Origin of the sequence: Escherichia sp. 93.0816, assembly GCF_013368855.2 — a bacterium.
In the GTDB taxonomy this organism is placed as follows: Bacteria; Pseudomonadota; Gammaproteobacteria; order Enterobacterales; family Enterobacteriaceae; genus Escherichia; species Escherichia ruysiae.
Genome location: NZ_JABWNC020000020.1, coordinates 42,905 through 68,227 on the forward strand (window position 1 = coordinate 42,905; position 25,323 = coordinate 68,227).

Genomic DNA, 25,323 nt, shown 5'->3' on the forward strand with positions numbered 1-25,323 from the left:
TACAGGTGAATAGCGACCCACGTCGCTATTCACCATGCCGGATCAATTACGAATTACTACGGCGCTGTTGCTTTTCCGCATGTACGCGTTTCACTATCTTATAAATCCATTGCAGCGTCAGATTATATTTCTTCGCTAATTCGGCGTAGTTGCGACCATCGCACTCGCTATAGATTTGGTAGTCACGCTCCGACGCCCGTCCGGAGATCCCTTTCGGGAAATAAATGCTTTGCCCACCCCAGTTACGCATCATTCGGTCGGCAATGGCAAAGCCCACATTTTCCGCCGATGAGCTGTCGAGATTGATGCTCTCAATCAGAACTTGCGATGCATGAAACGCCAGGTCGTTAATGATCTCCGGTGTCCGGGCCATCTCTTTTGATTTTCGTATCATTTTTCATCTCCATATATCTTGCATCCTGTATAAGACCCGATGCGTGTAAAACCACGGATATACGCTAAGCAGTTGTCATTACTGCTACTCAATACATTCAACAAACAAATAAACAATCACCAAAAATATAAATTTTTAATATTAATGAACGTCATAAATTCACAAAATAAATATATTGTTTGCGTTATGTTTCTTGTCAACTGGAGTATCATTTTACACGATACTGTATGTGCATACAGTATTATTTTTACCTGTAGTGTAAAAAGATCGTTTCCCTCACAGTCGCTGACTTTCTTAAACAAACTTTAAAAATCAAATGACTATGGACTATTCCTACGATTCATCGTCCTCTTTTCCCTGCATAATGACGCGCTTATTCTCCAGGACACCTTTTGCTCTTTTATTAATGGGTGGATTTATTAGCAAGCATGTTCATTTATAGAGGATCTATTTTTTAAAGTTATTTATTAAAGCTTTTTTCATTCTTCACTGGAGGGATCTGGCGACACTAAACGCTCACTTATCAGGAGATATCGTATGAAAAAAGTCACTTTTCCCCGTCTTTCCGGCTGGCTGGTCGCTTCCGTCGCGCTGTTTGTCGCGATCGGCTGGACATCTTCCGCACAGATCCCGGTTGTCATTTATAAACTAAGTCTGGTTTCGCTCGCCGCTGTGCTGGGATACTGGCTCGATCGCAGTCTGTTTCCCTGGGCGCGGCCTGACTCATTTTGCCCCTGGGAAGAGGCGCGATGCTGCGCGGCGGCAATGATTCGTCGGGCTATCATCGTTGCAGCCGTCTGCCTTTCCGTCGCGTTAGGACTTTAGTGATGCAGGTAAAATTTCTCGCGCTAATTACTCTGTTCGCGTTCTTCCCGCTTAACGCATCTGAACCGCCGCGAGCATCTCTGGCATGGCGAAACGAACTGATTCGAACTGCACGAGAAGTCTGGGGACTGAACGCCCCGGTGGCAGACTTCGCCGGGCAGTTGCACCAGGAATCAGCCTGGCAGCCAATGGCGCGTTCCCCCGTCGGCGCACAGGGTATGGCGCAATTTATGCCTGCCACAGCGACATGGATAAGCCAGTTGTATCCACAGCTACGTGAAAACAAGCCCTATAACCCAACCTGGGCGATTCGCGCATTGGTGCAATATGACCAGCATTTGTGGAAAAACATCTCGGCGAAAAATGGCTGCCAGCGTATGGCATTTACCCTAAGCGCCTATAACGGTGGTCAGGGATGGGTTAATCGGGATAAAAAACTGGCCGCATCCAAAGGGTTAGATGCCACCATCTGGTTTGGTCATGTTGAGCACGTCAACGCCGGGCGTAGTGCCGCAAACTGGCGAGAAAATCGTCACTATCCGAAGATGATCCTCTATCAACATGCCGCCCGCTACTTACTCTGGGGGCAGGCAAGCTGTCTTCACTAATCAGAGGGGCCGATGAAACTCAGTATCGATTTTTGGGAAGTGATCTCCCTTATGCTTTCCTTCGTTGGATTAATGTTTGCTGCCGGAAAATTGCTGTTAGCGCAAATTGAAAAAAGACTTAATGAGCGTTTTGAATCTCTGGAAAACGCGCGCCGGGAATCAGAAACAAGCTGGTCGAAACTGGAAAGAGAATTTCTCGAATTTCGTGCCGAGCTTCCGCTGCATTATGTCCGCAGAGAAGATTATCTTCGTGGCCAGGCAGTATTAGAAGCAAAGCTGGATGCCTTATATAGCAAAATAGAGCTATTACAACGTGGCAGCTATTAAATACATCCCCACCTTTACGTAAGTGTGGGGATTTTTTATAGCCATTCAATTTTTTCTCTAAATCACATTAAAAGATTCTTCACCTTCACTGCTTCAGAATACATTTCAACGATAACGAAGTGAGCGGTAATTAAGGAATACCCTATATGGAAATTTTATCTGTAATTAATTCTGTTGTGACCAGATTACGTGAACAGAATCCCGAAATGGACGTATTTATTTCATCGGTTGATGCCAATAAATATATTCCGCAGACGCAGCAAGTTACAGTGATTATTAATTATAGCGGTTCTCTATTTGCCATGCCTGAAAGCAGTGATGCCCTCGTGCAACAGCAAACGCTCCGTTTAACTGCCACCGTTATTGTTGGCAAAAATTGTGGCGCGTTAAACGCACTGGATCGCATACGCAGCGCATTGGGGGGGATCCAGCTTCCTGATTGCGAGCGTCTTCTTTGGCTTGAAACAGAAATCAATGCAGGCGAGAGCGGTGGTTTCTGCCGCTACGTCCTGGAAATGGCGACCAGATCGCTGTTTATCGCAAAACGGGAAAGCACGGACCTTACCCTGCTTACTGAAGTTAATTACGAGGAAACTGAATGAAATACATCTACAACGGCCCGGCAAGCGGCGTCACCCTTGCCGACGGACAAGAAATCTTATTGTGGCCGAACAGTGAAATTGATCTGCCAGAAGAAAACGAGTGGGTTATGACCATGATTGCCCGCAATCACCTGACTCCTGTCATCACTCAGGAAGAACAAAATAACGGAGAGGAAATTGTACATGGCAGCTAATTACCTGCACGGTGTAGAAACCATTGAAATTGAAACCGGTCCGCGCCCGGTTAAAGCGGTAAAATCCGCTGTAATCGCTTTAATCGGTAGTGCACCATGCGGTCCGGTAAACAAACCAACATTGTGCCTTTCTGAAAGCGACGCCGCGCAGTTTGGCTCGACTCAGGCTAACTTTACTATCCCGCAGGCGCTGAAGGCGATTTATGACCACGGCGCCGGTACGGTGGTGGTGATTAACGTACTGGATCCGGCAAAACATGGCTCCAGCATCAGCAATGAGAGTATCACTTTTGATTCCAACAACCAGGCAAAACTGGCTCATCGTGCGGTGCGCAATGTCGTCCTGAAACCCTCTTCAACATCAGCCACTACGTATAGCAGCGCAGCGTTTCATGTTGATGAACAAACAGGAATAATCACTCGTGCAGAGACTGAGATCCCTGCCGGAGCGAAAGTTTGCGCCTATTACTCATGGGCCGATCCAACAAAAGTTACCGCAGCCGATATTATTGGCGCCGTTAATACCGCAGGCGATCGCACGGGGATGAAACTGCTACAGGATACCTATAACCTGTATGGTTTCTACGCCAAAATCCTGCTTGCTCCCGTTTTCTGTACGCAAAAATCGGTCACCACCGAACTGATTGCTCAGGCGGAAAAACTCGGTGCTATCGCCTACATTGACGCCCCAATCGGTACTACATTCCAGCAGGTACTGGCTGGTCGCGGCTCGAAAGGCGCAATCAACTTCAACACCAGTTCTGACCGTGCGCGTTTGTGCTATCCGCACGTCAAAGTTTATGACGGCTCAACCAACCAGGAAGTTCTCGAACCGCTCTCTTCACGCGCTGCCGGACTGCGTGCCAAAGTAGACTTGGAGAAAGGTTTCTGGTGGAGCAACTCAAACCAGGAAATTCAGGGCATTATCGGTATCGAACGTTCACTTTCCGCAATGGTTGATGACCCGCAAAGTGAAGTGAATCAGCTCAACGAAAACGGCATTACCACTGTTTTCAATAGTTACGGCTCTGGTCTGCGTTTATGGGGCAACCGCACTGCGGCATGGCCAACCGTGACCCATATGCGTAACTTTGAAAACGTTCGCCGCACGGGTGATGTGATTAACGAGTCGATCCGTTATTTCAGCCAGCAGTATATCGATATGCCGATTAATCAGGCACTAATTGATGCCCTGACCGAGTCGGTAAATACCTGGGGCCGTAAGCTGATTGCCGACGGCGCACTGCTTGGCTTTGAGTGCTGGTACGATCCGGCGCGAAATTCACCGACCGAACTCAGTGCCGGGCATTTATTGCTGAGCTATAAATTCACCCCGCCACCGCCGCTGGAACGTCTGACGTTTGAAACTGAAATTACCTCTGAATATTTAGTCTCTCTGGAGAGCAATAGCTAATGGCTGGAAAAATTCAAATTAACCGTATTACCAATGCCAATATTTATCTCGATGGTAATAACCTTTTAGGTCGTGCAACCGAAATTAAATTACCGGATGTCAGTTTAATTATGCAGGAGCATAAAGCACTGGGCATGGTCGGCAAAATCGAACTCCCGGCAGGTTTCGATAAACTGGAAGGGGAAATTAAATGGAACTCCTTTTATCAGGACGTCATGCGTAAAACGGCAAACCCGTGGCAGGCGGTAGCATTACAGTGCCGCTCCAGTATTGATTGCTATAACTCCCAGGGGAAAGCGAATCAATTAGCGTTAGTCACTCATTTGACTGTTATGTTTAAAAAGAATCCATTGGGAACATTTAAACAGAATGAAAACCCGGAATTCAGCAGCGCCTTTGGTTGTACCTATATTAAACAGGTGGTCGATGGTGAAACGCTGCTGGAACTGGATTACCTGGCGAATATTTTCCGCGTTAACGGCGTGGATCAATTAAGTACCTATCGCAATAACATCGGTGGCTAAGTTATTCGGGGCTACGGCCCCGATTTCCGCATGACCAATAAGGATACAAAATGAAAGAACATTATACCTTACAGTTCCCGTTTACTTCAGCGGCGGGAGACGTAATTAACACTCTGCAATTACGTCGCCTGAAAGTAAAAGATATGCGCAACGCGCGCCGGATCAGCGAAAAACCAGAAGAATGGGATGAACCGCTAATGGCTGCAATGACCGGACTGGTGCCAGAAGATTTAGCTGAAATGGATTTGCTGGATTACCAGGCATTGCAGAAACGATTTCAATCCATGCTTAGCGTGGCTACAGAATCCGCCACTGTTATGGCAAGCGATGGCGTTACTGGCGAGATGGTTTCGCTTTCCGCCCAGTGAGATAGACGCCCTTACCGTCGATGACTTTAGCAACTGGCTGGATGAAGCCAACGCCCAAATAAAAATCGAATATGACTCGCAGACCTGATGTCTGCGAGTTTTCCAAGCCCGTCAGGTTTATTTCTTCCCTGCCCCTTTTTTTTAGAAAAATAACCAGCGGGCCATTATCAATATTTAAAGAGAAACAATTTTGGCCAACGATATTATTACCCAGCTTCAGGCGCGTAATGAGACGTTGACGCAGGCAATAGCCCGTTACGGCTCACTCAACGCCAGAACATTGTTAACTCTCTCTACTCAGCAAGCGACAGTTATCAAACTAACGCAGCGACTTGCCGATTCCGCTCTCCGCCTGGAGGAAAATAGCCGCAGCCGCGCTAATCTGATGGAGAAAACCCAAACATTTGCCGGGCAATTTAGCAAAGTATTCAATGTTGAAGCCCCCGACTGGAAGTTGCCGTATGAGTTTCAGGACAATATGGTCAATATGGCGACCAAAGATGGGATGAGTGATGCCACTCGCGAGACGCTTAGCCTGAATCTGCGCGACTGGAGTATGGATTTTAACCAGCAGCAGACCACGTTACAGTCCGCCGCTCTGACCTTAGTTGAAGGCAACATATCGTCTTTGCAGGATCTCAACCGCTATATGCCGGAGATCGCCAAAGCCGCCACCGCCACGCGCGACAGCGCCGAAACATGGGCGAAAGCCGCGCTCGCGACTCATGATCAACTGAATATTGCCCCGGAAAATTTCCACGCCGCGCAAAACATGATGTACAGCGTTACCAAAAGCGGTGGGCCTGCCATTGCCGAACAAACGCAGTGGATAGAGAAATTTGCAGGTAAAACCGGCGCTCAGGGTCTGGAAGGTATGGCTGAACTGACCGCCACCATGCAGATCGCCATGAAAAACGGTGCCAGCGCCAGTGCAGCGGCGGAGAATTTCGACCATTTTCTACAAACCACCTTTTCGAAAAAAACCGATAGCTGGTTCGCCAGCCAGGGCGTCGATCTGCAAGGTTCTCTGCTTGAGCATCAACAAAACGGTATGGGTGTTAGCGAAGCCATGACTCATATCGTGCAAATGCAGCTTGAGAAGATGAATCCGGCGATCCTCGACACTTTCAAACGCACCATGCAGATTGAAGATTTATCTGCTCGCAGCACTGCGCTGCAATCGATGGTGACGCAGTTTAATCTGGGCGAAATGTTCGGCGATGCGCAAACGGTGGAATTCCTGGCCCCTATGCTGGCGAATATGGAAGAGTATCGCCAGCTAAAAGCCTCTGCCATGCAAGCCACCAGCAAGAATCTGATTGATGCTGACTTTTCTGCGCAAATGGCTTCGCCCATTGAACAGACTAAAGCGTTACAACTGGCGTTAAATGATTTATGGCTCAGCATTGGCTTACAACTTATGCCGGCGATTGGCGAGCTGGCGCAAAGCCTTGCGCCGGTTATTCGCCAGTTCAGCGCCTGGCTACGCGAACACCCGGCACTGGTGCAAAACATTGCGAAAATCGTCGGGGCGATTTGGCTGTTTAACGGTGCGCTGAATATTTTAAAGCTGGGCGCGAACTTCATCGCCTCGCCGTTTATTCGTCTGGTCGATATCTTCCTGAAAGTCAGGGCAAGTCTGGCGCTCGGAGGCGCAGCGAGTAAGGTGCTATCGGCGGTTAAGTCATTGGGTGGCGGCGCAAAATGGCTAACGCAACTGCTTGGTCGTGGCCTGAGCGGAGCATTGAAACTGGTTGGTCGGACCGTTATCTCACTAGGCCGGGTGCTACTGATGAATCCCATTGGTCTGGTCATCACTGCGATTGCGGGCGCGGCTTATCTGATTTATCGCAACTGGGAACCTATCACCAGGTTCTTTTCCGCCATCTGGCAACGTATCACCACGGCCTTTGATGGCGGCATTGCTGGTATTAGCCGGTTGATTCTCGACTGGTCGCCACTGGGGCTGTTCTACAGCGCCTTTTCCGATGTGATGAATTGGTTTGGTGTTGAGATGCCTGCGAGTTTTAGCGAGTTCGGCAGCAATATACTGGGTAGCCTGACCGACGGCATAATGAATGCTTTCCCCGCTCTGAAAGGCATTATTGATCAGGTCAAAAATGCCATGCCAGACTGGCTAAAAGCCACAATGGGTATCGGCACAGAAGCATCGGCTACGGCTGTTACAGGCACGACTAATACCGCATCAGTCTCCCCCGCGACTGTTGTTCCAGGCGTTGCCGGTGCGATTTTAACGCCTCCAGTGGGCAAACAACTCGCGCCATCCAGCAAAACGGCTACGCCGTCATCGGTGCCAGCGGCAAAACTCGCGTCGGCCTCTTTACCAGGTAAATCCGTAACCAAACCGGCGACGCTACCCTCCCGTTCCCCAGGAAAAGTCCAGGTGAATTTTTCGCCACAAATTACCGTGCAGGGTAACGGACAAAACACCACTAAAGACATTCAGAACGTGTTGACGATGAGTAAACGCGAACTGGAAAGAATGATTAACGACGTAATGGCGCAGCAACAGCGCCGGGGGTATGCCTGATGTATGCCGTTTTAGGAGAGATTGAATTTAAGGTTGTCACATTCTGGGACGGCTTTAAAAGCACAATGGGCGTGGATTACGCCACACATGCCCGTATTGAAGGCAAACCTGGCGTGCAGTTTATTGGCGATAAGCTGGACATGCTGGCGCTGGAATTTTCCCTGCACAGCCAGTTTTGCCAACCCACAACAGAGCTGAATCGACTGCGTGAAGCCATGCTTGCTCACAAAGCAATGGCGCTGGTGTTTGGCAACGGTGATTATCGCGGCTGGTTTGTGATTACAGAGTTAACCGCCACCCACCAGCACACCGATCCCTGGGGCAATGTGATTGCCCAAAGCGGAACAATGTCGCTCCAGGAGTATACCGGCGATCCGAAAAACCCACTCCTGCCCCCGGCGATTACCACCCAGGAGCCTAATATTGACGAAAAGGCGAGCGATTTTCCGGACAAGGTGGAGTCCTGGTTGGATCAGATATTGAACGCCATTGAAGAAGGTATGCGCAAAGCCAAAGAGATGCTCGATGAACTGGCGCAATCCATTGAAGATATTAAAAAAACAGTGGCAAAGGTCAAAGCACTGATTAAAGAGGCCAAAGCGTTAAAAGAAAAGTGTGAAAAGATAATTACGTCGTTGAAAAAGACTATCGATGCCATCGAAACCCTGTTTAAACAACCGATGGATCTGCAAACGCTGGCAGGATTACCAAAAGCGTTGTCGGCGCAGATTAAAGCATTGCTGGGTAACATGCCGGGTATCCGCGACTGCGCCAAAGACGCCCGGACACTGGTTGACCATGCACAGGCGCTTTTTGACGACATTACCAGCGCCATCGCCGAAGCAACTTTCGATAAAGCCACAACGTTGGTTGAGCAGGCGCGTACAACGGTACAGCAAACCACTCCCGCAGTGACTCAGCTCGCTGCCGCGACCATTACGAGGAGCTGGTAATGCGATACCTTGAACATATCACCACCGACGGCGAACGCTGGGATAACCTGGCATGGCATTACTACGGTGATGCACTGGCTTATGAACGCATTATCGCCGCCAATCCACATGTCGCCATTTATCCGGTACTGCCTGCCGGTATTCAGCTCATTATTCCGGTCATTACCGTCAACAAGACCGTATCGGAGATCCCACCATGGCTGAGATAAGCGTAACTGGCGGCGTCTTTGCCACGCTCGCGCCCATTTTTACCCTCTGGTATGGGCATAAAGATATCACTTATGACATCACGCCTTATGTCACCAGCATCAGTTACCAGGACAGTATTAAAAACGAGTCGGATACCATCGCGATTACACTGGATGACACCGATGGACGCTGGATAAAAGAGTGGTATCCCGGCAAAGGCGATACGCTGGCGCTGCACATAGGTTATCAGGGGGAAAAACTGCTCGATTGTGGTCAATATATCATTGATAAAATTGACATTTCAGCACCACCTTCCACGGTAAATATTGATGGCATCGCCACTTCCGTCAATCAGGCGCTGCGCACCCGTAACAGTCAGGGCTTTGAAGAGACAACGCTTTCAGCCATCGCCAGCCGTATCGCGCAAACTCACGGCCTGACGCTGGTGGGCAAAATCGAGCCGCTGACGATTGACCGGGTGACACAGTACGGCGAAACCGATGTCGGATTTCTCAAGCGCCTGGCCAGCGAATATGGCTATGCGGTAAAGGTGACCACCAAAGAACTGATTTTTTTGCATTTACCCACGCTGCGCTGCCTGGCGCCGGTGAAAAAGATCGACCGCAAAGACGTTTCGCATTTCACCTTCAAAGATACCATTAACCGCATCTACAAAAACGCCACCGTACAGCATCAAAATAGTAAGAAAAAAGAACTGGTTATCTACACTCACGACAGCCAGCAAAAGCCGTCTGCCCGTGGAGTCGGCACCAGTGCCGACACGCTAAAACTGAACAGTCGGGCGCCGGACGTTGGCGCAGCTCAGGCCAAGGCCAACGCCGCGCTCGACAGCCACAACGAATATCAACAAACCGGAACGCTCAGGATGATGGGCTGCCCGGAACTGACGGCAGGCAATAAAATCGAGCTAACCGATTTTGGTGTGCTTTCCGGTCAGTGGCTGATTGATAAATCGACTCACAGTTTTGTGCGCAGCGGCTATACCACTGAGATCGACGTTTCACGTGGGCCAGCAACCAGCCAGTAAGGAGGCAATATGAAAGGAGTAACCCGGCAAACGGGGATTATCAGCGATATTGACGAAACCAGCGTTCGGGTGCGGGTCACGCTACCAGAGTGTGACAATCTGAAGAGTAACTGGCTTGCGGTGCTGCAGCGCAATTCTCAGGACAATAAAGACTACTGGCTACCGGATATGGGCGAACAGGTGGAAGTTCTGCTGGATGATAACGGTGAAGATGGCGTGGTGCTGGGCGCAGTATATTCAACGGTAGACACTGCGCCAGTAGCATCGCGCGACAAACGCTATGTCCAGTTTTCTGATGGCGCAGCGTTTGAATATGACCGCAGCACCCACCAGCTTACGATTAATGGTGGCATCGAAAAAATCGTGATTGAGGTTATTGACCGTACCAGCCTGACATCGCCCAACGTTGAGGTTAAAGCCCAACACGTCACCGTGACTTCCGACACTGTTGATGTGAAAGCCACCGATGTCAGCATTGAAGCCAGTAAGGTCGATGTTAAAGCGGCAGCAGTGACGGTAGATGCGCCCATGAGCACCTTTACCGGCAACGTCACGGTGATGAAAAAACTGACCTGGCTTGGTGGCATGGCAGGAAGTGGAGGCATCGGCAACGCCGCCACGATAACTGGCAATGTCAACGTGATTGGTAACGTTCAGGCCAGCGGCACATTGCAGGACAGCGGTGGCAACTCCAACCACCATTCACACTGACGTTTAACCCGCCTGATGGCGGGTTTTCTCTTTCTAATCAATCAGTTTTCTAAATCGCTTTAATATCCCCGCCGCCTGTTCAGGGCGAAAATACCCTCATGAACACGAAAACACGCCCCTCTACGCTGCACTGGCAACCCGCCTTGCAGCGGCCTGAAGAATACGTCTGCGGACTGGATGATATTCACCAGGCAATACACATCATTCTGCGCACACCGCGCGGCAGTGATCCCCACAGACCGCTGTTTGGCAGCAACTTGTGGCACTACATCGATTATCCCATCGAGCGGGCGATCCCGCATGTGGTAAGGGAGTCGGTAGAGGCCATCCGCCAGTGGGAACCGCGCTGCCGGTTGCTGAAGGTGACACCGGTAATCGACGGGGAACATCTGACGTTACGTGTGCAATGGCGCGCCGCTGACGGCGTAATCAACTCAACGGAGGTGTTATGGCGATAGCCGAACCCGATTTTATTGACCGCGATCCTGCGCAAATTACCAGCGAGATGATTGCGCAGTACGAAGATGCCAGCGGCAAAAAGCTCTACCCGGCACAGGCCGAGCGGTTGCTGATTGACCTTTTTGCCTATCGTGAAAACCTTGTACGCATCGCCATTCAGGAAGCGGCGAAACAGAACCTGGTCGCGTATTCCCGCGCGCCAATGCTGGATTATTTAGGTGAGCTGGTGGGCGTTCACCGCTTACCTGCACAACCGGCAAAAACCACGTTGCAGTTTTCGGTAGCCAGTAAGAATCGAAATAACATTCTAATTCCACAAGGAACACGTGCCAGCGCCTCTGACAGCGTGATGTTTGCTACCGATGAAGATGTTCTGATTCCGGCGGGAAGTTTGCATATCGCCGTTCCCGCCACCAGTCTGGCAACAGGCGAAGCGGGCAATGGCTGGCAGCCTGCACAGATTAGCGCCCTTGTTGACAGGATTGGTTATTACGATATCAGCGTGACCAACCTGACGGCCTCAACCGGCGGCTGCGGTGAAGAGAGCGATGACGCACTACGCCAGCGGATCCAACTGGCGCCGGAAAGTTTCAGCAATGCGGGCAGCTATGGTGCCTACCGCTTTCATACGCTTTCCGTAAGCCAGTCGATTATTGACGTCGCGGTACTGGGGCCGGACGAAGGATTGCCAGAAGGCTGCGTGGAGATCTACCCGCTAACGCTGAATGGTCTGCCGGGCGTGGAACTGCTCGCGCAAATTGAACTGGAGGTTAGCAAGGAGAAAAAACGTCCGCTGACCGACAAAGTAAGTGCGAAATGCGCCGTTAGGGTGCCGTATGAAATCCGTGCGCAGCTCACACTGTTTACCACTGCCGATCAGGAGACAACGCTGGCTGCGGCGCGTAAAGCGATTAGCCTCTGGACGCAACAGCGGCAGAAACATCTGGGACAGGACATTGTGCCAAACCAGATAATCAAAGTGTTACAAGTCGATGGTGTCTATGACGTTGCGCTGAATATACCTACAAAACGTATTTTGCAGGCGCATGAGTGGGCGGAATGCACCGCGATAGACGTCACGATTGCCGGAGTCAGCGATGGATAAATTGCTGCCGCCACCGCCGCTTGCCAGCGATGAGCGTTTTTCAACTCTGGCAAATATCGCTGCCGAGCGTTTTGCCCAACTCGATCTGACAGCGTTGATGGTTTATCTGGTAGACCTGGTTGATGCTTCGGCATTACCTGCCCTTGCAGAACAATTTCACATTCAGGGGCTGGAAGGTTGGTTATTTACCACTGATGAACGAGAGAAGCGCGAGTTAATTAAGCAAGCCATTGAGCTGCATAAATATAAAGGAACGATTTGGGCGGTACGGCGGGTGCTGGAAATACTTTCGCTACCAGGAACTATTTCAGAATGGTTTGAATATGGGGGGAAGGCTTATTTTTTTAAGGTTGATATAGAGCTGGTGGATAAAGGCATGGATGAAAACCTTTTCAATAATCTGGTAGAACTCATTCATGAATATAAAAACACACGTTCAAAACTGGAAGCATTAATTGTCTGGATCATTAACCAAAGTGCTATTCCTGTTATTGGCTGTGCACTTTATGGTGGTGAACTGACGACGGTTTTACCTTTCCAGATACGGGAAGTACAGCAAAACACATCAATCTATTACAGAACAGGGCAATGGAGCCTTGAAATTACATCTATTTACCCGGAGTAATTATGGATAATGAGTTTTATACTCTACTCACCGACAGAGGGATGGCAAAAATTGCCAATGCTCTGGCGGATAAAAAACAGCTTCATCTACAAAAAATGGCTGTTGGCGACAGCGGAGGGCAATATTATGAACCCACCGTCCGCCAAACTAAATTACGTCATGAAGTATGGCGTGGTGATTTAAATACATTAACAGTTGCGCCCAATAATCCTAACTGGTTAATTGCGGAACTTGTACTGCCCGAAAATATCGGCGGCTGGTATGTACGTGAAGTCGGCGTTTTTGATACTGACGGTGAACTCATTGCTATCGGTAAATTCCCGGAGTCGTATAAACCGCTATTACCCGGCGGCAGCGGTAAGCAAGTTTGCATTCGTCTCATTATGGAAGTTTCCAATACGACAGCGGTAACACTCACCGTTGACCCCAGTATTGTGCTGGCAACACGGGATTATGTTGATTCGCAACTGGATGAACATGAACGTTCGACTAATCACCCTGATGCTACGTTATCGCAAAAAGGCTTTACGCAGTTAAGTAACGCCACTGACAGTGATGACGAAACCAAAGCGGCTACGCCAAAAGCGGTGAAAGCGGCGATGATTGAGGCACGAAATCATCGTCATACCTGGAGTCAGATTACTGATATACCAGATGGTACACTGACTCAAAAAGGGATTGTGAAGCTTAGTAACGCGATTGATAGCACCAGCACGACAGAGGCGGCAACACCGAGCGCGGTGAAGGCGGCGTATGACCTGGCGAATAGTAAGGCTGCGGGAAACCATACTCACCCATGGGGACAGATTACGGGTGTTCCAGACGGCACCCTGTCGCAAAAAGGGATTGTGAAGCTTAATAATGCGACGGATAGCAACAGTACGACGGAGGCGGCTACGCCGAGTGCGGTGAAGGCGGCGTATGATAAGGCTGGTGCTGCATATAGTAGGTCAACGAATTCTCACATCCAGTTCTTTACCACCAATGGAACGTTTACTGTTCCTGATGGGGTGTCCTTACTTTTTATAGAAATGCTCGGTGGCGGTGGCGGTGGCGGTGGCGGTGGATACGCAAAAGGCAACTCTGGTTTTCCATATAGTACGCAGGGTTTTGGCGGTCAATGCGGAGAAACAAAATTATCAATAGTCACAGTCATTCCAGGAACAAATTACGCTGTCACTGTCGGAGCGGGAGGTGTAGGTGGTCAAGGGGGAAAATTAGAATCAAAGATGGGATCAACTGGAGGTATTCTTTGGAATGTTCATGGCTCAGATGGCATGCAAGGCGGGAACTCATCATTTGCTGACAGCGTAGCTTACGGGGGAACAGGTGGAAACGGTAGTGGGAATACCATGGTTGACCAACACTCTGCTCCTGGTGGGAATGGAATGAATTCACTATATGGCCTAGGGGGGATTGGTTTAGCCCTTTCTAACGGAGGTAATGCCGTTGGTTATGGTGCCGGTGGTGCTGGTGGTAGTGCAGCAAATAATCAAACATCAGCATCTTTTTCCGGCGGACGCGGCTCAGATGGCTTTGTAAAAATATCATGGTGAAAATATGGCACGATATGCGTATTACCATCCAGTAACTTTTGAAGTTATTGACTGGATAGATAATTCTTTATTAAATGTTGTGTTACCGAACTCGGTAATACCAGTAAATGATGAACAATGGAAATTAAAGGATAATATCTGCTGGATATGTCTTGACCCATTCAAAATTATCACCACACCACCGCCGGGTGATTTTTACATCTTAGAGAATGATAAATGGGTATATGACAAAACATTATTTACCATTGCACTTGAGAATACCAAGGCACAGGTTACACAGGAAATAAAAAATCGACGTGATGAAATAACGGTAGATTACATCATCATCAACAACCATCTCTTCCACAGTGATACAAATAGCCGTATCCAACAGCTTTCACTCACTAAAATGGGAGCGGAGAAAAAAATCCCTCCAGGTTTAATGTGGAAAACTAAAAATAACGGTCTGATTGAGTTAACCAACGAAATCGCCGCACAATTTGAATCGGTAACAATAGATCACGATATGCGCCTGTTCGCCAACGCTCAGCGCCATATCGCGGCGGTGGAAGCACTGGACGATATTCAGGCGGTGCTCGACTACGATTACTCCACAGGCTGGCAACCATGAGTAAAACCACTGTCTGGCTCGCTTGTTATAAGGGCCGAACAGAGCACTGTGGTATTGCCCGACTGGCTGACTGGCTTACCCGTAAAATCACACGCGGTAGTTATTCCCACTGTGAATTAGCCGTTAAGCATGGTGAAAAGAGTTACCTTTGTTACTCTGCATCACTGCGCGATCGCGGTGTACGCGGAAAGATAATGCCGTTACCTGCGGATAAGTGGGATCTATTGCCACTCCAGGCCAGCCTTCAGGATGTGGAAACTTTTTTCCGTAAACATGATGGCAAACGCTATGACTGGCGCGGAGCCTTAGGAATTATCACCGGCAATAAAGAACAGTGCGATCGCCTGTTTTGCAGTGAATTTTGTGCTGAATTCCTGCAACTGAAGGAAAGCTGGCGCTATTCTCCAAACCACTTGTACGCTTTAGTCAGCAGTTGGCAATACCAGCAATAAATCACGCCGGGCTTTATGCCCGGCGCAATACTGTTTGATACAGCAAATTATCTAGCTCCCGAACATCTCCCTCTCTGCTGTCCGGTAAAATCGGTGGAATTTCCCCACGCGCCAGTTCCGCACGAATAAACGCATGTAGCAATGGACGGCGCGGACCATATTCCGCTTCTCCCGCGCGCTGTTTACGTTCCAGCAATTCGTCTATTTCTGCGCGTAACGGCGCATCAAGTTCGCTTCCCGCCAGTAACTTGGCAAAGCGCATTGGCGGTACACCTTTACCCGCCTCGACCCAGCGCACGGCCAGCAATGGGCGCAGTACATAAAAGTATTTTTTCAGCCGAACTTCGTCGCCCTGCAAATAATCGCGAAAGTTTTTCCGCGCCATCGAATAATAATGCCAGCGCGCACGTAGCGGAGAAAACCACTTTGGCACCATTGCCTTTAGCGCCGTTATAGTTTCTTCGTCTTGCTGATAGACCACCGGTGAGTCCAGCCATTCAATCAGCGTCGGGTTCGCGCCTTTCAATAATCCCAGCGCCTTACGCCACTCCCAGCCGGAAACATCCAGCTCGTCGTCGATGGGCAGTTCGATAACATCACGTGGCGACTCCACCCGCAGATACCATTCCAGCGGATGAACATACAAAAAACGCACATCATAATCGCTGTCTGGCGAAGCAAATCCCCAGCCGCGACTCCCTGATTCGCAGGCGTACAGCACTTTAACGCCATACCGCCGTTCAATTTCCTTTAACTGCTGCGATACCCGTTCACGCATCGCAGCACTGACTCCATTTAAGGACATTTTGCTCATCCTTTGATATTAACTAACCCATGCAGCACCTGGTCAAGACCACCGAATACAGAGATGTTATCGATCCGCTCAGCCACTCTCTCCAGCGTTTCCAGCTCTTTTAAACGCAGCGCCACCGGGTTGTTTTCCATGACTTTGGCGGTGTTCAGCAACGAACGCGTGGCGGCGGTTTCTTCACGCCGACGAATCACATTTGCTTGCGCGGATTTCTCCGCTTCAACCAGTTGCGCAAGAATATGTCAGTATCGCATCTCGGCCTTTAACAGCCCCTTTGCGCCGTGGCTGCAATACCGTGTTCATCACATCCGTTTGTACCTGGACTTGCTGCGTATTCATCCGTATCAGCGCCAAATCTGGAGTGCCTACGGGGTTAAACCCCCTGTATCATTCAGTATCAACGCGAAAGGGTTATTGCTAAAAGTGTGCCAAAAGTGAAATTTCACACTTAATTAATTGAATGATAAAGATTTAATTAAATTAGATAACTTGCCGGATAATAATTTCCGTTAAATTTTTATCTGCATTTATCACTAATTATCGAGAGAGATAAATATTTAAGAGACGGCAAAATGAATATTATCAGTTCTGCTCGCAAATGAATTCCCGTACACTGAACCCTCTGGCTCAATGAGGGCACCATCATGGCACTCCCCCGTATTACACAAAAAGAGATGACCGAGCGTGAACAGCGCGAATTAAAGACGCTACTGGATCGGGCGCGTATTGCGCATGGTCGCGTGTTGACCAATGCCGAAACCAACAACATTAAAAAAGAGTACATTGATAAGCTGATGGTTGAGCGTGAGGCTGAAGCGAAAAAAGCCCGCCAGTTGAAGAAAAAGCAGGCTTATAAACCGGACCCCGAAGCGTCATTCAGTTGGTCGGCAAATACCTCGACGCGCGGCAAACGCTGATTAGCGCCCTTTTTTCTTCCGCCCCGGCGAGGTGAAACGTTTACCATTTGACGCCGGGCGACTACCTTTTTCCGCCGTTTTTTCCATCTTCACCACCGGGCGCTTGATACCCGCCGTTTTCGGTTTGGCCTTCGCTTTGGGTTTTGCCTCGGAAGAGGAATTTTCAATGAGTTTAAAGAGGTCGATTAACTCATCATCAGTTAAATCGCGCCACTCCCCCAGCGGAATGCCGCTTAAGCTGACGTTCATAATCCGTGTACGTTCCAGCTTCTTCACTTCGTAGCCAAAGTGCTCGCACATGCGACGAATCTGTCGGTTCAGCCCCTGCACCAGGGTAATACGAAAGACAAATGGCGCTTCTTTTTTGACTTTGCATTTTTTGGTCACCGTCCCGAGGATCGGCACACCTGCGCCCATGCCACGAATAAATTCATCGGTAATCGGTTTATCCACCGTCACCAGATACTCTTTCTCATGGTCATTACCCGCACGGAGGATCTTATTCACCAGATCGCCGTGATTGGTGAGGAAAATCAGCCCCTGGGAGTCTTTATCCAGGCGACCAATCGGGAATACGCGTTTACTGTGGTTAACGAAATCGACAATGTTGTCACGCTCACCATCTTCGGTGGTACTGACAATGCCCACTGGCTTATTCAGGGCGATAAGCACTAAATCTTCGGCTTCCCGAGGCTCAATCAACTGACCGTTTACTTTCACAACGTCGCCGGGTTTCACCTGATCGCCAATAGTGGCACGCTTGCCATTAAGGAACACATTGCCTTGCTCGATATAGCGATCCGCTTCGCGGCGTGAGCAAATTCCGCTTTCGCTGATGTATTTATTTAAACGGACTGATGAGTCGGGTAGCATAAATTCTCCTGTAAAACGCGGAATATACCGTACCTCCTCCTCCCGAAAAACAGGATTTATGCGGGATGCGATAAGTTACGCGTCTGCATTAATAGCCGTTTAATAGAAAATCGATAGCATCACGCAGTACGATTCGCTGTTGACTAACGTTCTCCCAACTCTTTTAGCGGTATTCCTGTCATCATGTGTGCCATTACCATGTGATCCAGGCCTGCAATTGAAACCACCGGACAAACTTTTACCGGCGATCAAGCCTGACCGCCGGAGCAACAATGGTATGCTTTAATACATTGGCGACAGGATGCTGGAGATTGATGAGATAAGGATAAACGTGCCGCCCACTCCCCAGGTTCTCATAAGCACAATATTGATCCATTAGAATGACCTTTGGTAATCGCTAAATGAACCGTTCTCATCCACCCACTGATTAACAGCGTCGACAGATTCTTTGTTTTCTCGCAACCAGGTTTCTCTCTGATTCTGAAGGATTTTTTCCAGTAACGCTTCGGTTAATACCGCCGAGAGATTGAGTTTGAGTTTACGAGCTTCTTCCAGAATCTCTGGTGGCAGCGAGACATTAACAGGTTTTTTCACCTTCGATATTGTGCGCATAATTCCCTCCATCATGATGCGCATACTCTGTCTAAAAGTAGCGTAATTAACGAGCATTTTTCCTCCAGTTCCCTTAGAAATTTGTCGAAAAATACATCTACTACGAATACCTGTCACGCCTGATCATTCAAACTTGCGAGGCGCTTTCCAGAAGCAATACGCGACATCGTGAGCCATGTCAGTAAGTGGTGATATTCGCGGTGGTAGCATGCCTCCCGTGATTTCTTACTAACCGGAGAAGTAATGGAACTGCTTTTATTGAGTAACTCGACGCTGCCGGGAAAAGCCTGGCTGGAACATGCGCTGCCGCTGATTGCTGAACAGTTGCAGGGGCGCCGTTCAGCGGTGTTTATTCCTTTCGCTGGCGTAACGCAAACCTGGGATGATTACACCGCCAAAACGGCTGCGGTTCTCGCTCCGCTGGGTGTTTCTGTCACTGGTATTCATAGCGTTGCCGATCCTGTTGCCGCAATTGAAAATGCGGAAATCGTGATTGTCGGCGGTGGCAACACTTTCCAGTTACTGAAGGAATGCCGTGTGCGCGGTCTGCTGGCACCAATTGTTGACGTGGTGAAACGCGGCGCGCTGTACATTGGCTGGAGTGCAGGCGCTAACCTTGCCTGTCCGACTATCCGTACTACCAACGATATGCCAATTGTCGATCCACAAGGTTTCGATGCGCTGGATCTGTTCCCGCTGCAAATCAACCCGCACTTCACCAACGCGCTGCCGGAAGGCCATAAAGGTGAAACGCGCGAGCAGCGTATTCGCGAACTGCTGGTGGTCGCGCCAGAGTTGACGATTATTGGTCTGCCGGAAGGTAACTGGATCACGGTGAGTAAAGGTCACGCTACGCTGGGCGGCCCGAATACCACCTATGTGTTTAAGGCTGGTGAAGAAGCGGTTCCGCTGGAAGCTGGGCACCGTTTTTAAATGAAATTGCCGGATACATTATCCGGCATCTTGTACACAATGCCTGATGCGACGCTTGACGCGTCTTATCAGGCCTACAGGGTTCCTGTATTAATACTCGTCCCGCCCCTCATCTTCATCTGGTTGTTCAAGCACACTGTAAGCGACTGAACAAAACAGCGAGTTCAGACGCTGCATATCTCCCAGCAAGCCTAAATGTAGCGAACTGGTTTCAATGCTTTGCACGTTCTGCTGATGCAGGCGATCTACGTGAGCGTGGGAATAACGGCGATTAAGAATACGAAAACGATGCTTGCTGCGGCGCAAACGACGGGCGCTGGTGACATCGCCAGAGAAGAAAACCGACATCGCCAGTTTTAAATTACTGAGCAATTGCTCATAGAGCGCATCCAGTTCCTTCAACCCATCAATAGAAAATGCCCGCCGCGCTGCCAGCGATTTGTCAGCAATTTCACTACCCATACGCTCGACAATATCAGAAGCCTGTTCCAGATTGAGCGCCATTTCAATGATTTCCGCCCAGCGACGAGACTCTTCCTCTGCCAGCTCCTCTTTTGGCATCCGCGCAAGGTAAAGTTTAATCGCGGTATACAACACGTTGATATCATCCGCCAGCTTGCGCAGCTCTTTCTCTTCACGAGGCGCGCCGTGCATCACTTTATTCAGCCCTTCCATCATCTGTTCCATTGCGTCACCGATGCGCAATGTTTCGCGGGCCGCATTGGCCAGGGCAAGCGTTGGCGTATCCAGCGCGCTAACGTCCAGATGTTTCGGTTTCAGATGGGCATCCAGTTCGGGTTCATCGCGAATAATCGTTTTGCAAAACCGCGCCATCGGGTCAACAAATGGGAGCATTACCAGACAGCGCACAAGGTTGTAGAAGACGTGGAAATAGATCACCAGTTCCGCTTTCGGCAAAGGCAGTTTATCCATGGATTCAGCCAGAACATGGACAAACGGCAGGATAATCAGGCTCCCCACCAGCTTAAACAACAGGCTGCCCAGCGCCACGCGACGTGCTGCGGCATTGGCGGCACTGTTGTTAAGCATCGCCAGCAGGCCAGAGCCGAGGTTAGCGCCAATCACCAGACAGAGCGCCACCGGGAAGGAGATTATGCCTGCGGCGGTCAGAGTGGCGGTCAGCAGCACAGCAGCAAGGCTGGAGTAGCTGATAATGGCGAACATCGCGCCAATCAGCGCATCCAGCAGAATGTCACCCGTCAGCGAGGCAAAGATCACCTGAACACCGTTAGCCTGGGTGATCGGCGTTACGGCCTGCACAATCAACTCCAGTGCCAGCAAAATCAGCCCAAGACCGATACCGACGCGCCCCAGTTGCCCGGCGCGCGACTGTTTGCGTCCGAGGAAAAAAATCACGCCGATAAAAATAAGTAACGGTGACAGCCAGGATAAATCGAAGGTAAGAATACGCGCCATTAGCGCCGTCCCGACATCTGCCCCCAGCACAATCACCAGAGCCGGTGCGAGGGCAACCAGATCCTGAGCGACAAACGAGGTCACCAGCATGGTGGTGGCATTACTGCTCTGTACCAGTGCGGTAACACCTATTCCCGCGCAAAAGGCGAGTGGCTTCTTTTCGACGCTCCGGCTAAGAACAGTACGTAGGCGCGCACCGAAGACGCGCATTACGCCGGTACGAACAATATGCGTCCCCCAGACCAGCAGGGCGACGGCAGAAAGCAGGTGAAGCAGTGTTAACACGAGTTCAGGTTCTCCTTATCGTTATATGCTCCTGAAACAGATACCGAAGGGGGGCGAGCTGCGCTTTTCCGGTCTGATATAAGACCAGTATAATTGTTTCATATTAATAAAGAGACAGGGCACTCATTGAGCGCCCTGTTTGTTGTAAGGAAAAGTGACAGATTTGTGAATCAGTCCGCATCATACCCCAGATTCGGCGCCAGCCAGCGTTCAACATCAGCAACGCTCATTCCTTTACGGCGGGCATAGTCTTCGACCTGGTCGCGCTGAATTTGCGCCACGGCGTAATACTTGCTATCCGGGTGGCTGAAATACCAACCCGAAACCGAAGCACCAGGCCACATCGCGAAAGATTCCGTGAGTTTCATGCCGGTGTGTTTTTCCACTTCCAGCAGCTCCCAGATGGTGGCTTTTTCCGTATGTTCCGGGCAGGCAGGGTAGCCTGGTGCCGGGCGGATGCCCTGGTAGTTTTCGCGGATCAGCTCTTCATTGCTGAGATTCTCGTTCGGCGCATAGCCCCAGTAAACTTTACGCACACGCTCATGGAGATACTCCGCAAAAGCTTCGGCCAGTCGGTCGGCAAGAGCTTTCACCATGATTTTGTTGTAATCATCATGCTGCGCTTCGAACGCTTCTGCCAGCGCGTCCTCTTCCAGCCCGCCAGTCACGGCAAATGCGCCAATGTAATCCGCTTTACCCGAAATCTTTGGTGCCACGAAATCCGCAAGGCAGTAGTTCGCGAAGCCGGTTTTTTCGGTCTGTTGGCGTAGATGGTGGCTGACGTTGATCACATGGGTGCGTGTTTCGTCGCGGTAGATTTCAATGTCATCGCCCACGCGGTTTGCCGGGAACAGACCAACCACGCCGCGTGGATTCAGCGTTTTCTCGGCGCTTAATTTATCCAGCATGTCATTAGCGTCTTTAAACAGGCGTTTCGCCTCAACGCCTACCACTTCATCTTCCAGAATGCGCGGATATTTCCCGGCCAGCGACCAGGTCATAAAGAACGGCGTCCAGTCGATGTAATTACGCAGCGTTTCGATGCTGGCTTCGACTTCCTGCACGCCGAGACGGTGCGCCACCGGCGGCGTGTAAGCCTGCCAGTCAAAAGCGAAATCGTTATCACGCGCCGCTTCCAGCGTGACCGGCGGTGTGCGCGGTTTCTTGCGCCCGTGCTGAATACGCACGGTTTCGTACTCTTTGCGGGTACGAGCGACAAAATCGTCACGCTGAGCGTCGGAAAGCAGCGCCGCCACGACGCCAACGGTGCGCGAGGCGTTTTGTACATACACCGTCGGGCCACTGTAGTTCTGCTCGATTTTCACCGCCGTGTGCGCTTTTGAGGTGGTCGCGCCGCCAATCAGTAGCGGAATGGTGAAGCCCTGACGCTCCATCTCTTTCGCCACGTTCACCATTTCGTCCAGCGACGGCGTGATCAGCCCCGAAAGGCCAATCAAATCGGCATTCACTTCTTTGGCGGTGCGGAGAATTTTTTCCGCAGGCACCATAACGCCGAGATCGACAATTTCGTAGTTATTACATTGCAGCACCACGCCAACGATATTTTTACCGATATCGTGCACATCGCCCTTCACGGTGGCGATCACCATCTTGCCGTTGGTTTTGCCCTGCTCTTTGCTGGCTTCGATAAACGGTTCGAGATACGCCACCGCCTGCTTCATTACGCGCGCCGATTTCACTACCTGCGGCAGGAACATTTTCCCTTCGCCAAACAGATCGCCGACCACGTTCATGCCGTCCATCAGCGGCCCTTCAATCACTTCAATCGGGCGCGTAGCCTGCAGGCGGGCTTCTTCGGTGTCTTGTTCGATAAACTCGGTAATGCCTTTAACCAGCGAGTACTCCAGGCGTTTTTTCACGTCCCACGAGCGCCACTCTGCCTGCTGGGCGTTAGCGGTGTCGTCTGTTTTACTACCGCGATATTTCTCGGCAAGCTCCAGTAAACGCTCGGTGCCATCGTCGCGACGATTGAGGATCACATCTTCCACCGCGTCGCGCAGTTCAGCGGGCAGGTCGTCGTAAATCGCCAGTTGCCCGGCGTTCACAATCCCCATATCCATGCCGTTGCGAATAGCGTAGTAGAGAAACACCGCGTGAATGGCTTCGCGCACCGGATCGTTACCACGGAACGAAAAGGACACGTTGGAAACACCGCCGGAGATCAGCGCGTGCGGCAGTTCGCGTTTGATGTCTTCACACGCGCCAATAAAGTCCTGCGCGTAGTTGTTGTGCTCTTCAATACCAGTTGCGACCGCGAAGATGTTCGGGTCAAAAATGATATCTTCCGGCGGAAAGCCAACCTCTTCGGTGAGGATTTTGTACGCCCGACGGCAAATCTCGATTTTCCGTGCGCGGGTATCGGCCTGGCCCTGTTCGTCAAAGGCCATAACCACCACTGCCGCACCGTAACGACGCAACAGTTTTGCGTGATGGATAAAGGCATCGACACCCTCTTTCATCGAGATAGAGTTAACAATGCCTTTGCCCTGAATACACTTCAGCCCTTTTTCAATGACGTCCCATTTTGAAGAGTCAATCATAATCGGCACGCGGGCAATATCCGGTTCACCCGCAATCAGGCTGAGGAAACGCACCATCGCCGCTTCGGCGTCGAGCATTCCTTCATCCATGTTGATATCGATAATCTGCGCGCCGTTTTCCACCTGCTGACGCGCCACATCCAGCGCCTCGCTGTATTTCTCTTCTTTGATCAGGCGTTTGAACTTAGCGGAACCGGTGACGTTAGTCCGCTCGCCGACGTTCACAAACAGGCTATCGTCGCCAATATTCAGCGGCTCCAGGCCGGATAAACGGCAGGCTATGGGGATCTCAGGCAGTTTGCGCGGCGCTAATCCTTCTACTGCACGGCTCATCGCCGCAATATGTTGTGGCGTGGTGCCGCAGCAACCGCCGACGATATTCAGGAAGCCCGCTTCCGCCCATTCGCGAATCTGTTTTGCCATCGTGTCGGCGTCGAGATCGTATTCACCAAAGGCGTTAGGCAGTCCGGCATTCGGGTGAGCGGTGACGTAGCATTCTGCTATTCGCGACAGCTCCTGCACATACTGGCGCAGTTCATCTGGCCCCAGCGCACAGTTGAGGCCGAAAGTCAGGGCTTCGGCATGGCGCAGAGAGTTGTAAAACGCTTCGGTAGTTTGCCCGGAGAGCGTGCGGCCGGAGGCGTCGGTGATGGTGCCGGAGATCATAATCGGCAGTTCAACGCCCAGGGCTTCAAACTCCGTTTTCACCGCAAAGACCGCCGCTTTAGCGTTGAGGGTGTCGAAGACGGTTTCAATCAGAATCAGGTCTACACCGCCTTCCACCAGTGCTTTAGTGGATTCGCGATAGGCTGCCACCAGCTGATCAAAGGTAATGTTACGGAATGCCGGGTCGTTTACGTCCGGAGAAATAGATGCCGTGCGGTTGGTTGGGCCGAGAACACCAGCAACGTAGCGCGGTTTTTCTGGCGTGCGGGCGCTCCACTCGTCGGCACAGGCACGCGCCAGTTTCGCCGCCGCAAAGTTGATTTCCGCTGACAGGGATTCCATCTGGTAATCCGCCATCGCAATGGTCGTGGAGTTGAAGGTGTTGGTTTCGATGATATCCGCGCCCGCTTCAAAGTAAGCGTTGTGGATAGCGGCAATCACTTCAGGTTTACTGAGCACCAGCAGGTCGTTGTTGCCTTTGAGATCGCACGGCCAGTCGGCAAAGCGTTCACCACGAAAATCGGCTTCGTTCAGTCGATAACTCTGGATCATGGTGCCCATTCCGCCGTCCAGCACCAGAATACGTTCATTTAACTGCGCACGCAGTTGTTCCACTTTGCTGCTCACACTTGCTCCCGACACGCTCAACCCAGATTTAATAAAAATTCAACAAACCATACTGGCATAAACGCATCTGTGGTAAAAGCGACCAC

27 protein-coding genes and 1 pseudogene are annotated in these 25,323 nt (G+C 50.5%); 21 read left to right on the plus strand and 7 right to left on the minus strand.

Going from position 1 to position 25,323, the window contains the following annotated elements:
- Positions 1 to 46: 46 nt before the first annotated feature.
- Positions 47 to 394 carry a Mor transcription activator family protein gene (locus tag HEM79_RS17750; protein WP_000619864.1) on the minus strand — a complete coding sequence of 116 codons (348 nt, stop codon included), beginning with the start codon at positions 392 to 394 and terminating at the stop codon, positions 47 to 49.
- A 537-nt stretch (positions 395 to 931) separates the two neighbouring features.
- Between HEM79_RS17750 and HEM79_RS17755 the strand changes: the two genes are divergently transcribed.
- The 19 genes from HEM79_RS17755 to HEM79_RS17850 all read left to right on the plus strand — a co-directional run bounded on the left by HEM79_RS17755 (position 932) and on the right by HEM79_RS17850 (position 15,515).
- Entirely contained in the window at positions 932 to 1,219 is a 288-nt protein-coding gene (locus HEM79_RS17755; protein WP_016159867.1) for a putative holin, read from the plus strand.
- A 2-nt stretch (positions 1,220 to 1,221) separates the two neighbouring features.
- A complete protein-coding gene (locus HEM79_RS17760) occupies positions 1,222 to 1,827 on the plus strand; it encodes a transglycosylase SLT domain-containing protein (RefSeq protein ID WP_016159866.1) in 606 nt (201 codons plus the stop codon).
- Positions 1,828 to 1,839: 12 nt separating this feature from the next.
- The gene (locus tag HEM79_RS17765) at positions 1,840 to 2,154 is read left to right on the plus strand and encodes a membrane protein (protein ID WP_000777272.1); all 315 of its coding nucleotides are present in this window, start codon (positions 1,840 to 1,842) and stop codon (positions 2,152 to 2,154) included.
- A 146-nt stretch (positions 2,155 to 2,300) separates the two neighbouring features.
- Positions 2,301 to 2,756, plus strand: a complete 456-nt coding sequence (locus tag HEM79_RS17770; protein ID WP_176241320.1) for a Gp37 family protein — start codon at positions 2,301 to 2,303, stop codon at positions 2,754 to 2,756.
- Complete coding sequence (locus HEM79_RS17775) at positions 2,753 to 2,950, plus strand: hypothetical protein (protein WP_016159864.1); 198 nt, start codon at positions 2,753 to 2,755, stop codon at positions 2,948 to 2,950. Before HEM79_RS17770 ends, HEM79_RS17775 begins: the two co-directional genes overlap by 4 nt.
- Positions 2,940 to 4,364, plus strand: coding sequence for a phage tail sheath subtilisin-like domain-containing protein (locus tag HEM79_RS17780; protein WP_016159863.1), 1,425 nt, complete (start codon positions 2,940 to 2,942; stop codon positions 4,362 to 4,364). The genes HEM79_RS17775 and HEM79_RS17780 overlap by 11 nt, the downstream gene beginning before the upstream one ends.
- Positions 4,364 to 4,888 carry a phage major tail tube protein gene (locus HEM79_RS17785; RefSeq protein ID WP_000907501.1) on the plus strand — a complete coding sequence of 175 codons (525 nt, stop codon included), beginning with the start codon at positions 4,364 to 4,366 and terminating at the stop codon, positions 4,886 to 4,888. The genes HEM79_RS17780 and HEM79_RS17785 overlap by 1 nt, the downstream gene beginning before the upstream one ends.
- 50 nt (positions 4,889 to 4,938) lie before the next feature.
- Positions 4,939 to 5,256, plus strand: a complete 318-nt coding sequence (locus HEM79_RS17790) for a phage tail assembly protein (RefSeq protein ID WP_016159862.1) — start codon at positions 4,939 to 4,941, stop codon at positions 5,254 to 5,256.
- Positions 5,257 to 5,446: 190 nt separating this feature from the next.
- Positions 5,447 to 7,807: a phage tail tape measure protein gene (locus HEM79_RS17800; protein WP_176241319.1), complete on the plus strand. Its 2,361-nt coding sequence runs from the start codon at positions 5,447 to 5,449 to the stop codon at positions 7,805 to 7,807.
- Positions 7,807 to 8,760, plus strand: coding sequence for a phage tail protein (locus HEM79_RS17805; RefSeq protein WP_176241318.1), 954 nt, complete (start codon positions 7,807 to 7,809; stop codon positions 8,758 to 8,760). The genes HEM79_RS17800 and HEM79_RS17805 overlap by 1 nt, the downstream gene beginning before the upstream one ends.
- Complete coding sequence (locus HEM79_RS17810; RefSeq protein ID WP_016159859.1) at positions 8,760 to 8,969, plus strand: tail protein X; 210 nt, start codon at positions 8,760 to 8,762, stop codon at positions 8,967 to 8,969. Before HEM79_RS17805 ends, HEM79_RS17810 begins: the two co-directional genes overlap by 1 nt.
- A complete protein-coding gene (locus HEM79_RS17815) occupies positions 8,957 to 9,997 on the plus strand; it encodes a phage late control D family protein (RefSeq protein WP_176241317.1) in 1,041 nt (346 codons plus the stop codon). The genes HEM79_RS17810 and HEM79_RS17815 overlap by 13 nt, the downstream gene beginning before the upstream one ends.
- 9 nt (positions 9,998 to 10,006) lie before the next feature.
- Positions 10,007 to 10,708: a phage baseplate assembly protein V gene (locus HEM79_RS17820; RefSeq protein WP_016159857.1), complete on the plus strand. Its 702-nt coding sequence runs from the start codon at positions 10,007 to 10,009 to the stop codon at positions 10,706 to 10,708.
- Between the two features lie 98 nt (positions 10,709 to 10,806).
- Positions 10,807 to 11,166, plus strand: coding sequence for a GPW/gp25 family protein (locus HEM79_RS17825; protein WP_001093498.1), 360 nt, complete (start codon positions 10,807 to 10,809; stop codon positions 11,164 to 11,166).
- Positions 11,157 to 12,272: a baseplate assembly protein gene (locus tag HEM79_RS17830; protein WP_176241316.1), complete on the plus strand. Its 1,116-nt coding sequence runs from the start codon at positions 11,157 to 11,159 to the stop codon at positions 12,270 to 12,272. Before HEM79_RS17825 ends, HEM79_RS17830 begins: the two co-directional genes overlap by 10 nt.
- Complete coding sequence (locus HEM79_RS17835) at positions 12,265 to 12,897, plus strand: phage tail protein I (RefSeq protein ID WP_176241315.1); 633 nt, start codon at positions 12,265 to 12,267, stop codon at positions 12,895 to 12,897. Before HEM79_RS17830 ends, HEM79_RS17835 begins: the two co-directional genes overlap by 8 nt.
- Before the next feature lie 2 nt (positions 12,898 to 12,899).
- Complete coding sequence (locus tag HEM79_RS17840; RefSeq protein ID WP_176241314.1) at positions 12,900 to 14,453, plus strand: phage tail-collar fiber domain-containing protein; 1,554 nt, start codon at positions 12,900 to 12,902, stop codon at positions 14,451 to 14,453.
- Between the two features lie 4 nt (positions 14,454 to 14,457).
- Positions 14,458 to 15,063, plus strand: a complete 606-nt coding sequence (locus HEM79_RS17845; RefSeq protein WP_176241313.1) for a DUF4376 domain-containing protein — start codon at positions 14,458 to 14,460, stop codon at positions 15,061 to 15,063.
- Positions 15,060 to 15,515, plus strand: coding sequence for a hypothetical protein (locus HEM79_RS17850; protein WP_176241312.1), 456 nt, complete (start codon positions 15,060 to 15,062; stop codon positions 15,513 to 15,515). The genes HEM79_RS17845 and HEM79_RS17850 overlap by 4 nt, the downstream gene beginning before the upstream one ends.
- Before the next feature lie 13 nt (positions 15,516 to 15,528).
- On the opposite strand, the gene HEM79_RS17855 is transcribed toward HEM79_RS17850, so the two are convergent.
- Positions 15,529 to 16,320 (minus strand): nucleotidyltransferase domain-containing protein, encoded by a 792-nt coding sequence (locus tag HEM79_RS17855; RefSeq protein ID WP_176241311.1) that lies wholly within the window; start codon positions 16,318 to 16,320, stop codon positions 15,529 to 15,531.
- A gap of 5 nt (positions 16,321 to 16,325) precedes the next feature.
- Positions 16,326 to 16,568: pseudogene (locus tag HEM79_RS17860) on the minus strand (slipin family protein); the annotation flags it as partial.
- Between the two features lie 402 nt (positions 16,569 to 16,970).
- On the opposite strand from HEM79_RS17860, the gene HEM79_RS17865 reads away from it, so the two are divergent.
- The gene (locus tag HEM79_RS17865) at positions 16,971 to 17,243 is read left to right on the plus strand and encodes a DUF3811 domain-containing protein (protein ID WP_176241310.1); all 273 of its coding nucleotides are present in this window, start codon (positions 16,971 to 16,973) and stop codon (positions 17,241 to 17,243) included.
- Here the strand turns inward: HEM79_RS17865 and rluF are convergent, their stop codons facing one another.
- Together rluF and HEM79_RS17875 are read right to left on the minus strand one after the other, a co-directional pair.
- Positions 17,244 to 18,116: a 23S rRNA pseudouridine(2604) synthase RluF gene (rluF, locus tag HEM79_RS17870; protein ID WP_000936363.1), complete on the minus strand. Its 873-nt coding sequence runs from the start codon at positions 18,114 to 18,116 to the stop codon at positions 17,244 to 17,246.
- Between the two features lie 375 nt (positions 18,117 to 18,491).
- Positions 18,492 to 18,785 carry a type II toxin-antitoxin system CcdA family antitoxin gene (locus HEM79_RS17875; RefSeq protein ID WP_176241309.1) on the minus strand — a complete coding sequence of 98 codons (294 nt, stop codon included), beginning with the start codon at positions 18,783 to 18,785 and terminating at the stop codon, positions 18,492 to 18,494.
- Between the two features lie 186 nt (positions 18,786 to 18,971).
- On the opposite strand from HEM79_RS17875, the gene pepE reads away from it, so the two are divergent.
- Entirely contained in the window at positions 18,972 to 19,661 is a 690-nt protein-coding gene (gene pepE, locus HEM79_RS17880) for a dipeptidase PepE (protein WP_000421752.1), read from the plus strand.
- Between the two features lie 90 nt (positions 19,662 to 19,751).
- Here pepE and HEM79_RS17885 read toward each other — a convergent pair whose 3' ends face one another.
- Positions 19,752 to 21,383: a Na/Pi cotransporter family protein gene (locus HEM79_RS17885; RefSeq protein ID WP_000956836.1), complete on the minus strand. Its 1,632-nt coding sequence runs from the start codon at positions 21,381 to 21,383 to the stop codon at positions 19,752 to 19,754.
- A gap of 170 nt (positions 21,384 to 21,553) precedes the next feature.
- Entirely contained in the window at positions 21,554 to 25,237 is a 3,684-nt protein-coding gene (gene metH / locus HEM79_RS17890; RefSeq protein WP_176241308.1) for a methionine synthase, read from the minus strand.
- Positions 25,238 to 25,323: the final 86 nt, after the last annotated feature.

What these genes read in the sequence shown, in the direction of transcription:
- HEM79_RS17830 (WP_176241316.1), top strand. Translation starts at nt 11,157, where the DNA reads ATGGCGATAGCCGAACCCGATTTTATTGACCGCGATCCTGCGCAAATT.
- HEM79_RS17765 (WP_000777272.1), top strand. Translation starts at nt 1,840, where the DNA reads ATGAAACTCAGTATCGATTTTTGGGAAGTGATCTCCCTTATGCTTTCC.
- HEM79_RS17835 (WP_176241315.1), top strand. Translation starts at nt 12,265, where the DNA reads ATGGATAAATTGCTGCCGCCACCGCCGCTTGCCAGCGATGAGCGTTTT.
- HEM79_RS17760 (WP_016159866.1), top strand. Translation starts at nt 1,222, where the DNA reads ATGCAGGTAAAATTTCTCGCGCTAATTACTCTGTTCGCGTTCTTCCCG.
- HEM79_RS17785 (WP_000907501.1), top strand. Translation starts at nt 4,364, where the DNA reads ATGGCTGGAAAAATTCAAATTAACCGTATTACCAATGCCAATATTTAT.
- HEM79_RS17755 (WP_016159867.1), top strand. Translation starts at nt 932, where the DNA reads ATGAAAAAAGTCACTTTTCCCCGTCTTTCCGGCTGGCTGGTCGCTTCC.
- HEM79_RS17865 (WP_176241310.1), top strand. Translation starts at nt 16,971, where the DNA reads ATGGCACTCCCCCGTATTACACAAAAAGAGATGACCGAGCGTGAACAG.
- HEM79_RS17850 (WP_176241312.1), top strand. Translation starts at nt 15,060, where the DNA reads ATGAGTAAAACCACTGTCTGGCTCGCTTGTTATAAGGGCCGAACAGAG.
- HEM79_RS17770 (WP_176241320.1), top strand. Translation starts at nt 2,301, where the DNA reads ATGGAAATTTTATCTGTAATTAATTCTGTTGTGACCAGATTACGTGAA.
- HEM79_RS17855 (WP_176241311.1), bottom strand. Translation starts at nt 16,320, where the DNA reads ATGTCCTTAAATGGAGTCAGTGCTGCGATGCGTGAACGGGTATCGCAG.
- HEM79_RS17815 (WP_176241317.1), top strand. Translation starts at nt 8,957, where the DNA reads ATGGCTGAGATAAGCGTAACTGGCGGCGTCTTTGCCACGCTCGCGCCC.
- pepE (WP_000421752.1), top strand. Translation starts at nt 18,972, where the DNA reads ATGGAACTGCTTTTATTGAGTAACTCGACGCTGCCGGGAAAAGCCTGG.
- HEM79_RS17820 (WP_016159857.1), top strand. Translation starts at nt 10,007, where the DNA reads ATGAAAGGAGTAACCCGGCAAACGGGGATTATCAGCGATATTGACGAA.
- HEM79_RS17825 (WP_001093498.1), top strand. Translation starts at nt 10,807, where the DNA reads ATGAACACGAAAACACGCCCCTCTACGCTGCACTGGCAACCCGCCTTG.
- HEM79_RS17810 (WP_016159859.1), top strand. Translation starts at nt 8,760, where the DNA reads ATGCGATACCTTGAACATATCACCACCGACGGCGAACGCTGGGATAAC.
- HEM79_RS17780 (WP_016159863.1), top strand. Translation starts at nt 2,940, where the DNA reads ATGGCAGCTAATTACCTGCACGGTGTAGAAACCATTGAAATTGAAACC.
- HEM79_RS17775 (WP_016159864.1), top strand. Translation starts at nt 2,753, where the DNA reads ATGAAATACATCTACAACGGCCCGGCAAGCGGCGTCACCCTTGCCGAC.
- HEM79_RS17790 (WP_016159862.1), top strand. Translation starts at nt 4,939, where the DNA reads ATGAAAGAACATTATACCTTACAGTTCCCGTTTACTTCAGCGGCGGGA.
- HEM79_RS17750 (WP_000619864.1), bottom strand. Translation starts at nt 394, where the DNA reads ATGATACGAAAATCAAAAGAGATGGCCCGGACACCGGAGATCATTAAC.
- HEM79_RS17840 (WP_176241314.1), top strand. Translation starts at nt 12,900, where the DNA reads ATGGATAATGAGTTTTATACTCTACTCACCGACAGAGGGATGGCAAAA.
- HEM79_RS17845 (WP_176241313.1), top strand. Translation starts at nt 14,458, where the DNA reads ATGGCACGATATGCGTATTACCATCCAGTAACTTTTGAAGTTATTGAC.
- rluF (WP_000936363.1), bottom strand. Translation starts at nt 18,116, where the DNA reads ATGCTACCCGACTCATCAGTCCGTTTAAATAAATACATCAGCGAAAGC.
- HEM79_RS17805 (WP_176241318.1), top strand. Translation starts at nt 7,807, where the DNA reads ATGTATGCCGTTTTAGGAGAGATTGAATTTAAGGTTGTCACATTCTGG.
- HEM79_RS17875 (WP_176241309.1), bottom strand. Translation starts at nt 18,785, where the DNA reads ATGCTCGTTAATTACGCTACTTTTAGACAGAGTATGCGCATCATGATG.